Consider the following 12,573-nt stretch of genomic DNA (forward strand, 5'->3'; position numbering starts at 1 on the left):
AGGTGAGCTGGGGCGCGAGGGTGGCGGCGTCCACCCCGGCCGTCACGACGACCGTGCCGAGGGCGACCGCCAGCGCGCCCGGCACCGCCCACCGCCGGGCAAGCCGCAGCAGCACGACCCAGGTCAGCACCACCGGTGCGACGACCGTGGGTGAGGCGACGAGGGCGGTCACCGGCGCCAGGCACAGCGGGAGCAGGATGCCCGCGAGCATCGCCATCGCGAGGGTGTGCGGGATCGCGGCGACCAGGTCGCCCAGCCGCGGGACGAGCGAGGTGAGCAGGATGAGCAGGCCGGTCACGACGAACGCGCCGACCGCGGCCGGCCACCCACCGGCGACACCGGCGGAGGACGCGAGCAGCGCCGCGCCGGGCGTCGACCACGCGAGGGTGACCGGGATCCGGTGACGGAGGCTGAGCCAGAGCATGCCGAGGGCCTGGGTGAGACAGAGCGTGAGCAGCCCGGACGCGGCCTGCTCGGCGGTGGCGCCGACGGCCGCCAGGCCGGCCAGCGCCACCACGAAGGTGCTGGTGAACCCGACCACCGCCGTGACCACCCCGGCGACGGCTGGACCGTGGGTGCTCTCCTCGGACACGTGGGCGTGGTCAGGCCAGCACGAGGATCAGGTCGCCGCCCTCGACGGGCTGGGTGCCCTTGATCGCCAGTCGCTCCACCCTGCCGGCGCGAGGCGCGGTGATCGCGGCCTCCATCTTCATGGCCTCGATGGTGGCGATCGTGGTGCCGGTCTCGACCTCGTCGCCCTCCGCGACCACGACCGTCACGGCGCCCTGGAACGGCGCCGCGACGTGACGGTCGTTCCCCGGGTCCGCCTTCTCCGCCGCGGTGACCTCGGAGGCGACGCTGCGGTCCCGCACGCTCACCGGGCGGAGCTGGCCGTTCGCACGGCACATCACGGTCCGGAAGCCGCGCTCGTCCGGCTCGCCGATCGCCTCGAGCTCGAGCAGCAGCCGCTTGCCCTCCTCGATGTCGATCGCGTGCTCGTCGCCCTGGGACAGGCCGTAGAGGAACTCCAGCGTCGGCACGACCGACAGGTCGCCGTACGACGCCCGGGCGGTGTCGAGCTCCTTGGTCGGGCCGGGGAAGAGCAGCTGGTTGAGCGTGTGGCGGCGGTCGGTGGCGAGTCCATGCCGCTGCTCCTCGGTCAGCTCGGCCACGGGGGCCTCCCACGTGCGGCCCTCGAGCGCCTTGGTGCGGAACGGCTCGGGCCAGCCGCCCGGCGGGTCGCCGAGCTCGCCGTGGAGGAAGCCGATGACGGAGGCGGGGATGTCGTACTTCTGGGGGTTCTGCGCGAACGCCACCGGGTCGGCGCCCAGGCCGACCAGCGCGAGGGCGAGGTCGCCGATCACCTTCGAGCTCGGGGTGACCTTCGGGACGTTGCCGAGGATGTCGTTGGCCGCGGCGTACATGTCCTCGATCTGCTCGAACTTCTCGCCGAGGCCGAGCGCGATCGCCTGCTGGCGCAGGTTCGACAGCTGGCCGCCGGGGATCTCGTGACGGTAGACGCGGCCGGTGGGGGAGGCCAGGCCGGACTCGAACGGCGCGTAGACGCGGCGCACGGCCTCCCAGTACGGCTCGAGCGCGCCCACGGCAGCGACGTCGAGGCCGGTCTCGCGGTCGCTGTGGTCGGTCGCGGCGACGAGCGCCGTGAGCGAGGGCTGCGAGGTGGTGCCGGACATGGAGGCCGCCGCCGCGTCGACCGCGTCCACGCCGGCGTCGATCGCGGCGAGCAGTGTGGCCAGCTGGCCACCCGGGGTGTCGTGGGTGTGGAGGTGCACGGGCAGGTCGAACCGCTCGCGGAGTGCGGTGACCAGGCGCCTGGCGGCCGGCGCCCGCAGCAGGCCGGCCATGTCCTTGATCGCCAGCACGTGCGCGCCCGCGTCGACGATCTGCTCGGCCAGACGGAGGTAGTAGTCGAGGGTGTAGAGCCGCTCGCCCGGGTCGGAGAGGTCGCCGGTGTAGCAGAGCGCGACCTCGGCGACCGCGGTGCCGGTCTCGCGCACCGCGTCGATCGCGGGCCGCATCTGCTCGACGTCGTTGAGCGCGTCGAAGATCCGGAACACGTCGAGCCCGGTGGCCACGGCCTCCTCGACGAAGGCGTTGGTCACCTCCGTCGGGTAGGGGGTGTAGCCGACCGTGTTGCGGCCTCGCAGCAGCATCTGCAGGCAGACGTTGGGGAGGGCCTCGCGGAGCGATGCGAGCCGGTCCCAGGGGTCCTCGGCCAGGAAGCGCAGCGCGACGTCGTAGGTCGCCCCGCCCCAGGCCTCGACCGACCACAGCTGCGGTGTCATCCGCGCCACGTGCCCGGCGGCGCCGAGCAGGTCGACGGTGCGGACCCGGGTGGCGAGCAGGCTCTGGTGCGCGTCGCGGAACGTGGTCTCGGTGACCGCCACCCGGTCCTGCTGGCGCAGCCGACGCGCGAACTCCTCCGGGCCCACACTCAGCAGCAGCTGCCGCGAGCCGTTCGGCGGCGGGGTCGCCAGGTCGATCTGGGGGAGCTTGGCCCTCGGCGTGAGCGACACCGGCGCGTCGCCGTACGGCTTGTTGACGGTGACGTCGGCGAGGTACTGCAGCAGGCCGGACCCGCGGTCCGTCGTGGAGCCGGCGGACAGCACGTGCCGGTGGGTCTCGATGAACGACGTGGTGATCGTGCCGGCCGCGAAGTCGGGGTCGGCGAGCACGTGCTGGAGGAAGGCGACATTCGTGGCGACGCCGCGGATCCGGAACTCGGCGAGGGCGCGGCGCGCCTTCTGCACGGCCTTCTCGAACGTCGCGCCACGGCAGGTCAGCTTGGCGAGCATGGAGTCGAAGTGCGGGCTCACCTCGGCGCCGTTGTACGTGGTGCCGCCGTCCAGCCGGACGCCCGGACCGCCGGGGGAGCGGTAGGTCGTGATCTTGCCGGTGTCGGGCCGGAACTCGTTGGCCGGGTCCTCGGTGGTGATCCGGCACTGCAGCGCGGCGCCGCGCAGCCGGATCGAGTCCTGCGACAGGCCGAGGTCCGCGAGGGTCTCACCGGCCGCGATCCGCAGCTGGGCCTGGACCAGGTCGACGTCGGTGACCTCCTCGGTCACCGTGTGCTCGACCTGGATCCGCGGGTTCATCTCGATGAAGACGTAGTTGCCCCGGGGGTCGAGGAGGAACTCGACGGTCCCGGCGTTGCGGTAGCCGATCGAGCTGGCGAAGCGCACGGCGTCCGCGCAGATCCGCTCGCGCAGCTCCGGGTCGAGGTTGGGCGCCGGTGCGATCTCGACGACCTTCTGGTGGCGCCGCTGCACGGAGCAGTCGCGCTCGAAGAGGTGGATCGTGGCGCCGGTGGCGTCGGCGAGCACCTGGACCTCGATGTGACGAGGGTCGACGACGGCCTGCTCGACGAAGACGGTCGGGTCGCCGAACGCGGCCTCGCCCTCGCGCATGCAGGTCTCGATCGCCTCGCGGAGCCCCTTCGGGTCGTCGACCCGGCGCATGCCGCGTCCGCCGCCGCCCGCGACGGCCTTGACGAACAGCGGGAACGGCAGCTTCGAGGCGCTCTCGACGAGGCTGTCGACGTCGGTGGACGGCTCGACCCCGGCCAGCGTCGGCACGCCTGCGGCCTTCGCCGCCGCGATCGCGCGCGCCTTGTTGCCGGTCAGCTCGAGGACCGAGGCCTCCGGCCCGACGAAGGTGATCCCCGCGGCGGCGCAGGCCTCGGCGAGGGCGGGGTTCTCCGAGAGGAACCCGTAGCCGGGGTAGATCGCGTCGGCACCGCACTGCACGGCGGCGGCGACGATCGCGTCCGGGTCGAGGTAGGAGCGGACCGGGTGGCCGTGCTCGCCGATCTCGTAGGCCTCGTCGGCCTTGAACCGATGCTCCGACCACCGGTCCTCGAAGGGGAAGACCGCGACCGTCGTCGCCCCCACTTCCCAGGCCGCGCGGAAGGCCCGCACGGCGATCTCACCTCTGTTGGCGACCAGGACCTTCGAGAACACGGCCCCACCCTAGGTGGCCCGGGTCACAGCCCGATGAACGGTCCGCCCTTCAGAAGGGTGAGGGGGCTGGATCGTCCGGGTCGGTGAACTGACCGACCAGCCCGGGGGTCGCCGCCTCGGCGAGCGCGAGGGCGGCGGCGGTCGTGACGTCGTACACCTGGACCCGGCCGCTCCCGCCCGCGGTGGTGGCCGCCACGGTGACCAGCCCGGAGCGGCGCTGGAACCAGGTGTCGTGGAGGTTCCAGCCGATCACGTGCCCGGCAGCGAGCGCGTCGCGGCTGCGCACGACCGAGCCCGACCGCATCACGACGTGGCCCTCGGAGAAGGCATGGCCGAGCGAGCGAGCGCGGTCGTGGGCGAGCAGGACGGCGAGGCCGAGCACGATCGGGACAGCGGCCAGGAGCCAGTACGACGCCGAGAGCGCCGCCGCGGCGAGGCCGAGGACGACGGGGAGCACGGCGAGGATCGCGCGCGAGTAGCGACGTACCGTCGCCGTCCGTCCGTGCCGAAGGAGAGGTCCGGTGACCGGTCCGGCGGAGCCGAGGATCGTCACCGCCGCCGGCACCACGGTGCTCGTCGGAGCCGGGGGCAGCAGCACGGCCGACCTGGCGGAGGCGCCGGGCAGGCCGGTGACGATCGCGGCCAGTCGACGGCCGCGCGCGATGCGCAGGGCGGCGGGCTCACCGAGGCTGATGCCGGCGAGTCGGGCGGTGTCGATGCTGGTCTCACGTCGGGTCAGCAGACCGCGGCGCACGTGCCAGGCCGCCCCTTGGCGAGCGAGGACGAAGCCGCCGTTGGTGACCAGGTAGCCGGCGACGGCGAGCAGCGCCGCGAGCAGCAGAGCCGCTCCGAGAAGCAGGCCGACGAACGCGCCGGCCACGGCGGCGAGGGCGTCCTCGGTGAGCCGGATGTCGACGATCTCGGTGAGCTGTAGGGCACCGCCGACCGCCGCGCCGGCGGCGACCAGGCCGGCGCTGCTGAACGGCGCGTACCAGAGCCAGCGCGCCGAGAACCTCGCGAGCACCTCCTCCGCAGCCGAATCGGCGGGCGCGTCCTCGTCAACGGCCGCGGCCGCGGCGACGGCTCGGGACCACAGCAGGTCGGTCCGCAGCGCCGCCGCCTGCTCCGACGGGAGCGCATCCAGCTCGAGCCGCTCGTTGGCGTCGCTGGCGACGCTGCCGGTGCCGATGACGACGGTCGCCAGACCCAACAGCCGATGGACCGGCGAGGCGGTCAGGTCCACGGTGCGCACCCGGTCGACCGACGTCGAGAGGGTGTGACGCTGGAGCAGGCCGCGGCGCAGCTCGACCCGGCCCTCGGCGATCCGCCACGTGGTGGTCAGGTAGCGCACGACGCCGAGTGCGACCGGGACGATGACGCCGAGCAGTGACCACGGACCGGCTCCGGAGGCGCCACCGGCGACCAGGACTCCGATCAGGACCGGCAGGAACCTGCCGATCTCCTTGATCGGGTGGACGAGCAGCATCCGCCTGTCGAGGCGCTGCCAGGTCACGTCGCGTCGCCCTCCACGAGGTCTGCCTTGAGGGTCAGCTCGTCCACCAGTGCCAGGGCTACGTCACGGTCCAGGCCGTCGATACGCAACGCCCCGGCGGCCGAGGCCGTGGTCACGGTGACGCTCGCCAGCCCGAACAGCCGGGCGAGCGGTCCCTGCGCGTAGTCCACGGTCTGCACGCGCGACATGGGCGCGATCCGCCGCTCACGTGCCCACCAGCCTCGCTGGGTGTACACCGCGGTCGGTGAGACCTCCCATCGGTGCACGAGGTACCGCCACCGCGGTACGACGACCACGACCGCCGTACTGCCGCAGGCCACCGCGCCCACGAGCCACCAGCGCGCGGCCTCCGGCGCCCACATGACGGCAGCAAGGCCGAGCACCGCTGTCGTCACGATCCCCTGGAGGCCGATCTCGACGTGCCACATGGTCCGGGCTCGCGGACTGACCCTGTGCGCCGGGTCGCGCAGCTCACTCACGGGGCGAGCCTACGGTCCGAAGGACGATGTCCCGGATCCAGCGCGCCTTGCGGTCCGTGCTCGGCACGGGGCCGCGTACCTCGCTGCGACCGGTGGCCGCGGCGCCCTGGACGCACCCGGGTCGCGACCGGGCGATGCGGTACGACGGCCGCCTGCCGACGGCGTCGGGCGGCAGCGGGACGACGAGCGTCAGTCCTTGAGCTCGCAGACGACCTCGCCGTTGGTCACCGTGGCGCCGACCTCGGCCTTGAGACCGGTGACCGTTCCGGCCTTGTGAGCCTTGAGCGGCTGCTCCATCTTCATCGCCTCCATGACCACGATCACGTCGCCCTCCGCGACGGTCTGGCCCTCCTCGACGGCGACCTTGACGATGGTGCCCTGCATCGGGCTGGCCACAGCGTCGCCGCTGGCGGCCGCGCCGGCCTTCTTGCCAGCCGTGCGCTTCGGCTTCTTCGCGCCCGCGGCGGGACCGGCGGACAGGCCGCCGAGCCCGGCCGGAATGACCACCTCCACCCGCTTGCCGCCGACCTCGACCACGACCGTCTGCTTCTCCCCGGCCTCGTCGGCCGTGCCGGCCTCGCCCGAGTAGGGCTCGATCCGGTTGTCGAACTCGGTCTCGATCCAGGTCGTGTAGACGGTGAACTCGCCCTCGCCGGAGGGGGTCGAGGCGCCGACGTAGGCCGGGTCCTCGATCACAGCCTTGTGGAACGGGATCACCGTCGGCATGCCGTCGACGACGAACTCGGCCAACGCGCGCCGGGAGCGCTCGAGCGCCTGGGTGCGGTCGCGGCCGGTCACGATGAGCTTGGCGATCAGGGAGTCGAACGAGCCCGGGATGGTCTCGCCCTTCTCGTAACCGCCGTCGACGCGGACGCCGGGGCCCTGCGGCGGCGACCACTCGGTGAGGGTGCCGGGGGCGGGCATGAAGTTGCGGCCGCCGTCCTCGGCGTTGATCCGGTACTCGATGGAGTGGCCACGGATCTCGGGGTCGTCGTAGCCGAGCTCCTCGCCTGCGGCGATCCGGAACATCTCACGGACCAGGTCGATGCCGGTGACCTCCTCGGAGACGCAGTGCTCGACCTGGAGCCTGGTGTTGACCTCGAGGAAGGAGATGGTGCCGTCGCGGCCCACGAGGAACTCACAGGTGCCGGCGCCGACGTACCCGGCCTCGGTGAGGATCGCCTTGGAGGACTCGTACAGGCGCTTGACCTGGTCGTCGGTCAGGAACGGCGCGGGCGCCTCCTCGACCAGCTTCTGGTGACGGCGCTGCAACGAGCAGTCGCGGGTGGAGACCACGACCACGTTCCCGTGCTGGTCCGCGAGGCACTGGGTCTCGACGTGGCGCGGGCGGTCGAGGAACTTCTCCACCAGGCACTCACCTCGGCCGAAGGCGCCGACGGCCTCACGGACGGCCGACTCGAACTGCTCCGGGATCTCCTCGAGCGTGCGCGCGACCTTGAGACCGCGACCGCCGCCGCCGAAGACGGCCTTGATCGCGACCGGCAGGCCGAACTCCTGCGCGAACTCGATGATCTCCTCGGCGTCCTTGACCGGCTCCTTGAGGCCCGGGGCCAGCGGCGCGTTGGCCTTCTGCGCGATCTGCTTGGCCTTGGCCTTGTCGCCGAGGGCCTCGATGGCGTCGGGGCCCGGCCCGATCCAGATCAGTCCGGCGTCGATCACCGCCTGGGCGAACTGTGCGTTCTCGGCGAGGAAGCCGTAACCGGGGTGGACCGAGTCGGCGCCCGCCTGCTTGGCGACGTCGATGATCTTCTCGATCGAGAGGTAGGACTCGGCGGGCGTCGAACCGCCCAGGGCGTAGGCCTCGTCGGCGAGTCGGACGAAGAGCGCGTTCGCGTCGGGCTCGGCGTACACCGCGACGCTACCGATGCCGGCGTCCTTGGCGGCGCGGATCACTCGGACGGCGATCTCACCGCGGTTGGCGATGAGGACCTTGCGCAACGGCTGCACGGACTGGGACACGGGATCTCCTCATCTGCGGGCGGTGGCGTGGTTCCAAGCCACCGCCGGAGTCTAGGACCCTGCAATGGTTAACAAACGTTAACCTCATCATCTAGGATGCTCGTCATGACCCAGTTCGAGCTGTCTCGTGAGCACGAGGAGTTCCGCCGTACGGTCCGGGACTTCGCCGACGCCACCATCCGTCCACACGTCGCCGAGTGGGACAGGTCACACCATTTCCCGACCGATGTCGTCCAGCGGATGGGAGACCTGGGCCTGTTCGGCCTCACCGCCCCCGAGGAGTACGGCGGCGCCGGGCTCGACGCGGCCGACGGCCCGTTCACGTCGCTGTGCCTCGCGATCGAGGAGCTCGGTCGAGTCGACCAGTCACTGGGGATCACGCTCGAGGCCGGGGTGGGTCTCGGCATCAACCCGATCCTGACCTTCGGCACCGCCGAGCAGAAGGAGACCTGGCTGCCCGACCTCGTCGCCGGTCGACGGCTCGCCGCCTTCGGTCTCACCGAGCCGGGCGCGGGCTCCGACGCGAGCGCCACGAGGACCAAGGCGGTCCTGGAGAACGGCGAGTGGGTGATCAACGGTGCCAAGCAGTTCATCACCAACTCCGGGTCGGACATCACCTCGCTGGTCACCGTCACCGCGCGCACCGGCGTCTCGGAGTCGGGACGCCCGGAGATCTCCACGATCCTGGTGCCATCGGGCACGCCCGGCTTCGTGGCGGAGGCCGCCTACGACAAGCTCGGCTGGAACATCTCCGACACCCACCCGCTGACGTTCACCGACTGCCGGGTGCCGGAGGCGAACCTGGTGGGCGAGCGCGGCCGCGGGTACGCGCAGTTCCTGGCGATCCTCGACGACGGCAGGGTGGCGATCGCGGCACTCGCCGTCGGCTTGATCCAGGCGTGCGTCGACCTGTGCGTCGAGTATTCCCTCGAGCGCCAGACGATGGGCGGCCCGATCGGGCGCAAGCAGGGCGTCGCGTTCCAGGTCGCCGACCTCGAGGTGATGCTGCATGCGTCGCGGCTCCTGACCTACCGCGCCGCGGCCATGAAGGACCGGATGATGGAGGCGGCCTCGGGCGGCGGTGCCGGACCGTCGGTGAAGCAGTTCAAGCAGGCCGCGTCGGTCGCGAAGCTCTACACGAGCGAGTCGGCCGTGACGGCCACCCGGATCGCGACCCAGGTCTTCGGGGGCTACGGCTTCATGGAGGAGTACCCGGTCGCGCGGTTCTACCGCGACGCCAAGATCCTCGAGATCGGCGAGGGCACCTCCGAGGTGCAGCGGATGCTGATCGCCCGGGGTCTGGGCCTCCCGGTCGAGTAGTCCGACCGGAGCGTCAGCGCGACCAGAGGTCGGTCCACCGGTGCCCCAGCTCGCGGACCAGTCCGCGCAGCAGCGGAAGGCTGACGCCGACCACGTTGTGGTGGTCGCCCTCGATGCCGGTCACGAACCCGCCGCCGAGGCCGTCGACGGTGAACGCGCCCGCGACGTGCAGCGGCTCACCGGTCGCGACGTAGGCCTCGATCTCGTCGTCGTCGAGGTCGGCGAAGTGGACGACGGTGGACGCGGTGGCGGCGGACTGCTGGTCCGCCGCGACATCGCGCAGGCAGTGCCCGGTGTGCAGCACGCCGGACCGGCCGCGCATGGCGTGCCAGCGGCGTACGGCGTCGTCCGCGTCGGCCGGCTTGCCCAGCGCCTCGCCGTCGAGCTCCAGCACGGAGTCGCAGCCGAGGACGAGGGCATCGAGGGGGACCTCCGGTCGTCCGGCGACCGCGCTGCACTTGAGCTCGGCGAGCCGGAGGGCCAACTCGGCGGGGGGCACGCCCGCGACCTGCGACTCGTCGACCCCCGAGACGATCACCTGGGGGTCGAAGCCCGCGTCGCGCAGTGTGGCGAGACGCGCGGGGGACGCGGACGCGAGGACGAGCACCGGCACGCCGTCACCCTACTGGCCGAGAAATTCTGCACGCTGATGGATCAGGACCCGCAGCGGCGAGCACTGGAGGTGCATGTCCCCTGGGTCACGACCCTTGCCGAGTCAGTGCGCCCTGGCCGGTGAGGTGCGGAGCGCCGTCACCGCGCTCCACGCCGCGTACCTGGCGGCACCCCTGCCGCTGGAGCTCGGAGACGTAGGGGAGCTGCGGGTCGAGCGGGCACAGGTGATCACCCAGTTCGACGACTACGTCCTCCCGCGACTCGCGCGCCTCGACGCCCCGATGCTGGTGGTCGTGGGCGGACCGACCGGAGTCGGGAAGTCGACGCTCGTGAACAGTCTGGTCGGCAGCAGGGTCACCACGCCGGGTGCGCTGCGGCCGACGACCCGCTCGCCGGTCCTCGTCCACCATCCGGCGGACCGGGACTGGTTCGGCCCGGGCGGGCTGCTGCCCACCCTGGAGCGGGTGGACCGCCCGACGAGCACCCAGGAGGCGATCCAGCTGGTCGCTGCGCCGACCGTGCCGCGGGGGCTGGCGATCCTGGACGCGCCGGACTTCGACTCCGTCGACGACGGCAACCGCGCGCTGGCGCTGAGGCTCCTCGCCGCCGCGGACCTCTGGCTGTTCGTGACCTCGGCTGCGCGCTACTCGGACCTCGTCCCCTGGCAGCAGCTGTCCCTGGCCGTCGAGCGCGACCTCCCTGTCGCCGTCGTCATGAACCGCATCCCGCCGGAGGACCTGCCCACGGTGTCCGCTCACCTGACCGGGATGCTGTCCAGCACGGTCGGGGAGGAGCGACTGTTCTTCGTCGAGCGGGGTCCAATCGGGGAGGACGGCCGGTTGCCGGGGTCCCGCGTGGCCAGCATCAGGTCCTGGCTGGACACGACCGCGATCGAGGCCCGGGTGCGCGCCGTCGGGGCGAACCAGGCCGTCACCGGTGCGATCCACCGAGCCGCGCAGGTGGCCTCTCGTGTGGCGGATGCCGCCGAGCTGCAGGTCGAAGCCGTCAGCGAGCTGCTGAGCGTGGTGGACCGCGCCTACGACGCCGCCACCGAGACGCTGCGCGCCGCGCTGGGTGACGGATCCCTGGTGCGGGGCGACCTGGCCTCGCAGTGGCACGAGCTTCTCGGCCGCGACGACCTACCGCCGATCGCGGACACCATGAGCGCGCTGCGCGAGCGACTGACCGGCTCGGCGCCGGAGCAGATCGCCCAGATCGACCAGCTGGGCGTCGCCCTCGACCTGGCGCTCCAGACCTTCGTCCTCGACCACGCCGAGCGGGCTGCCGAGAGCGCCAGCCGCGCCCTTCGCGACACAGTCCACGGCTCGGCGCTGCTGGACTGGAGCACCGAGGACCTCTCACGGCCGAGCCGGCGACTGGGCACCCGGGCACGCCGCGCGATCAGCAGCTGGCGGCGCGAGCTGGTCGCCGTGGTCGCGGAGCAGATCGAGGACGCCGGCACGGCTGGCGGGATCGGCGGCCCCCGGTCTCGCGGCCTCGCGATCGCGCTGGTGCTGCAAGCGGCCTCCACCGGCGCTGGAATCGCTCGCCGAGCCGATCCGGCCGAGCCGCAGCGTGCGCGCAGGCTGGTCACCGAGGCCGGCGAGGGTGTGACCCGGATGCTGGTCGCCATCCTGGCCGAGGAGCGGGACCGCTATCTGCAGCCGGTGCTGGGCTGGAGCCTGGTCCCGGATGCCCCGGATCGGCTCCGGGCCGCGGCGACCGGCGTCCAGCGGGCGCTTCGTCTTCAGGCAGCAGAGGGAGTGCGCGCGTGACAGCTCGAGGCCTTGGCTCCTCGTGGCGGGCCGCGCCGCCGCGGGTGTCCCCGCAGGGCGGCGACCTCCAGCGCCGGATCGACGGGCTGGAGGCAGCGGTCGCAGCTGCGCGCGGACGGCTCGACGACGAGCTGCTGGACGAGGTCGAGGCCTCGGTGGCTCGATCCACGCAGCGACTCCGAACCTCCGCGACCCACACGATCGTCGCGATCGCCGGCTCCACCGGGTCCGGGAAGTCGACGACCTTCAACGCACTGGCGGGGGTGGAACTGTCGGCGTCCGGTGCGCAGCGTCCGACGACCTCCACCGTGAAGGCCCTGGTCTGGAGCGACGAGGACGTGGACGAGACGCTCGACTGGCTCGGCGTGCCGACGGCCGACCGACACCACCGGGCGACGCTGTCCCCGTGCCCGCCACGCAGTCGCCTGCCCGACGGCCTCGTCCTCCTCGACCTTCCCGACCACGACTCGGTCCAGCTCGCCCACCACGAGGAGGCCGAGCGGGTCGTCGCCCTCGCCGATCTCCTGGTCTGGGTGGTCGACCCGCAGAAGTACGCTGACGCCGCGATCCACCACCGGTTCCTGCGACCGCTCGCAGGTCACCCGGACGTGGTGATGGTGGTCCTCAACCACATCGACACGGTCCCCGACGAGCTCCGGCAGACGATGCTGCGCGACGTACGGTCGACGTTGACGGTCGACGGCATCCGGGACGCGCGGGTCCTCGCCACGAGTGCCCGCGACGGGACCGGGATCGACGAGCTGCGAACCGCGATCCGGCGACGGGTCGAGGAGAAGCGGAGCGTGACGCTCCGGGTCGAGGCCGACCTCCGCGCCGCCGCGGCCCGGCTGGACGCGGCGGCCGGGCAGGCGCCGATCTCGGTGCCCGACGTCTGGGTCGGTGACCTCGAGCGT

At 72.4% G+C, this 12,573-nt stretch carries 10 protein-coding genes; 4 read left to right on the forward strand and 6 right to left on the reverse strand.

Going from position 1 to position 12,573, the window contains the following annotated elements:
• The 4 genes from E7Z54_RS08125 to E7Z54_RS08140 form a co-directional block, all read right to left on the reverse strand.
• Window positions 1-592 (reverse strand): benzoate/H(+) symporter BenE family transporter (locus tag E7Z54_RS08125; RefSeq protein ID WP_206056071.1); only part of this gene is annotated, 592 nt, incomplete at its 3' end.
• Between the two features lie 10 nt (window positions 593-602).
• Window positions 603-3,980: a pyruvate carboxylase gene (locus E7Z54_RS08130; RefSeq protein ID WP_136432682.1), complete on the reverse strand. Its 3,378-nt coding sequence runs from the start codon at window positions 3,978-3,980 to the stop codon at window positions 603-605.
• Between the two features lie 49 nt (window positions 3,981-4,029).
• Complete coding sequence (locus E7Z54_RS08135) at window positions 4,030-5,493, reverse strand: PH domain-containing protein (protein WP_136432684.1); 1,464 nt, start codon at window positions 5,491-5,493, stop codon at window positions 4,030-4,032.
• A complete protein-coding gene (locus E7Z54_RS08140; RefSeq protein WP_240769582.1) occupies window positions 5,490-5,972 on the reverse strand; it encodes a PH domain-containing protein in 483 nt (160 codons plus the stop codon). The genes E7Z54_RS08135 and E7Z54_RS08140 overlap by 4 nt, the downstream gene beginning before the upstream one ends.
• Window positions 5,973-5,998: 26 nt before the next feature.
• Here E7Z54_RS08140 and E7Z54_RS23065 point away from each other — a divergent pair, with 26 nt between their 5' ends.
• Complete coding sequence (locus E7Z54_RS23065) at window positions 5,999-6,172, forward strand: hypothetical protein (protein WP_168798226.1); 174 nt, start codon at window positions 5,999-6,001, stop codon at window positions 6,170-6,172.
• On the opposite strand, the gene E7Z54_RS08145 is transcribed toward E7Z54_RS23065, so the two are convergent.
• Window positions 6,162-7,952 carry an acetyl/propionyl/methylcrotonyl-CoA carboxylase subunit alpha gene (locus E7Z54_RS08145; protein WP_136432685.1) on the reverse strand — a complete coding sequence of 597 codons (1,791 nt, stop codon included), beginning with the start codon at window positions 7,950-7,952 and terminating at the stop codon, window positions 6,162-6,164. The genes E7Z54_RS23065 and E7Z54_RS08145 overlap by 11 nt on opposite strands.
• Window positions 7,953-8,057: 105 nt before the next feature.
• Here E7Z54_RS08145 and E7Z54_RS08150 point away from each other — a divergent pair, with 105 nt between their 5' ends.
• Complete coding sequence (locus E7Z54_RS08150; RefSeq protein WP_136432687.1) at window positions 8,058-9,272, forward strand: acyl-CoA dehydrogenase family protein; 1,215 nt, start codon at window positions 8,058-8,060, stop codon at window positions 9,270-9,272.
• A gap of 13 nt (window positions 9,273-9,285) precedes the next feature.
• Here the strand turns inward: E7Z54_RS08150 and E7Z54_RS08155 are convergent, their stop codons facing one another.
• Entirely contained in the window at window positions 9,286-9,885 is a 600-nt protein-coding gene (locus tag E7Z54_RS08155) for a Maf family protein (RefSeq protein ID WP_136432688.1), read from the reverse strand.
• Between the two features lie 94 nt (window positions 9,886-9,979).
• Here E7Z54_RS08155 and E7Z54_RS08160 point away from each other — a divergent pair, with 94 nt between their 5' ends.
• Together E7Z54_RS08160 and E7Z54_RS08165 are read left to right on the forward strand one after the other, a co-directional pair.
• Window positions 9,980-11,659, forward strand: coding sequence for a GTPase (locus tag E7Z54_RS08160; RefSeq protein ID WP_168798227.1), 1,680 nt, complete (start codon window positions 9,980-9,982; stop codon window positions 11,657-11,659).
• The coding region (locus tag E7Z54_RS08165) for a GTPase (RefSeq protein WP_206056073.1) at window positions 11,656-12,573 on the forward strand (918 nt) is incomplete at its 3' end. The genes E7Z54_RS08160 and E7Z54_RS08165, both read left to right, overlap by 4 nt.

It is taken from the genome of Nocardioides sp., from assembly GCF_004803405.1.
GTDB lineage: Bacteria > Actinomycetota > Actinomycetes > Propionibacteriales > Nocardioidaceae > Nocardioides > Nocardioides vastitatis.

Excerpts from the sequence above, each read along its gene's own strand:
- E7Z54_RS23065 (WP_168798226.1), top strand. The coding sequence starts at position 5,999 with ATGTCCCGGATCCAGCGCGCCTTGCGGTCCGTGCTCGGCACGGGGCCG.
- E7Z54_RS08150 (WP_136432687.1), top strand. The coding sequence starts at position 8,058 with ATGACCCAGTTCGAGCTGTCTCGTGAGCACGAGGAGTTCCGCCGTACG.